Source organism: Sphingomonas sp. LH128, from assembly GCF_000293195.2.
GTDB classification, from domain to species: domain Bacteria; phylum Pseudomonadota; class Alphaproteobacteria; order Sphingomonadales; family Sphingomonadaceae; genus Novosphingobium; species Novosphingobium resinovorum_A.
In genome coordinates this window covers 1-1,267 of sequence record NZ_ALVC01000408.1, presented here as the reverse complement: position 1 = coordinate 1,267, position 1,267 = coordinate 1, and the positions used below count along the sequence as shown (strand labels likewise).

Sequence of the window (1,267 nt, the reverse complement as noted above, 5' to 3'; positions counted from 1 at the left end):
TGGCTGTTCTCGACTGGGCACACCCGAACACGCCCTGTCTCAATTCGCGCGAGGATCTGTGGGCAAGGGAACTGAAGCATGCCCTTTATGCCGGTGGGTTGTACGTCGGAAGTGGCACCGACATTGCTGAGCCGCCCTCCCTGCTTGCAGGTCAGGGGCGTTTCGAGGTGTCGCGTGCGCACAACGTCGCGATCTGGTATGGCGGATTTACCGGAGCGGCAGGCATCGCCGACCGATTGGCGCACTGGCTTGACGGCGGTGATGGCGCGCTGCGGGGATATCCAGCGTCCGGTTAGATTTTCATGGTCGTGCTGCGGATCGCCGCCTCGCCCGGCGCTCATGGCCGCGATGAGGTTTGCCGGCAGGTCCGCGCCGAGATTGCGATCTGTTTCAAGCCGTTCGACAAACTCGAAAAAGCGGTCATGGATTCCGCGCGCGTCCGCTGCAGGCCACCATTTTTCGAGGTTCTCCTTGAAAACGGGAGAATCCTGCGTCTTTTCGGGCCCGCAAAACAGAATTCGCGCGATTTCCCATCGCCCATGGTCGGCAGTGGCAAGGATATACTGCTGCCTGCGCTTATCGCGATATTGCGATTGGCGAACGAATTTCCTTAGGCTCAGCATCTGTAATTTACGTCCTGTCAACCGGCGCGCAAAACTGGGTCTGACTCAAATTCCGTGCAGATTGGACATTTCCTCGCTGTGTCCGGCCCACTCCACCGGGGTTCAGCAAGGAGTGAACGTCGATGGCCTCGAAAGCATGGGACAGTAGCCTGCGGCTACCAGGTCTGATCTTGGAAAGCCGAACTGTGATCGACGGGATTGTCGAGATGTCGGGCCGATTGGCGCCGGAGGGGGCGAACTGCCCGGACTGCGCGATGCCCTCGAAGTCGCTCCACAGCCGATACGACCGCAGGCTATCGGATTTACTATCGCGATGCCGAGCTCGCAGACGATCCCCGCGAAAGGGCGACCGGGGTCATGCGCGACTTCATAGCGGAGGTGCTCCCTGACTTGGCTGTGGATCGCCGTGAGGTCGCGATGGAGACCATTAAGATGACCATGTCGGAAACGGGCAGGCGCATTTCGGAGGAGCGCCATCTGTTGGAGCGGAGCGAGGTGTATGCCGATGCGGTCGCGGATATGTTCTGCGCCTATCTAGATCGCCTTTCGGCCAACGGCTGAGCCGCCCGCCGGACACCTCTACGTCATTCGGCCGATCCGGCGTCTAGCGCGGATATCAGCCTCACCGCCTATGCACAGGTGTG

Annotated in this window: 2 protein-coding genes; one reads left to right on the top strand and one right to left on the bottom strand. The window is 60.5% G+C overall.

Going from position 1 to position 1,267, the window contains the following annotated elements; genetic code table 11:
- Positions 1-644: hypothetical protein (locus LH128_RS33830; protein WP_172705189.1), on the bottom strand; the 644-nt coding region annotated here is incomplete at its 3' end.
- 177 nt (positions 645-821) lie between these two features.
- Here LH128_RS33830 and LH128_RS33825 point away from each other — a divergent pair.
- A complete protein-coding gene (locus LH128_RS33825) occupies positions 822-1,184 on the top strand; it encodes a hypothetical protein (RefSeq protein WP_172705188.1) in 363 nt (120 codons plus the stop codon).
- Positions 1,185-1,267: the final 83 nt, after the last annotated feature.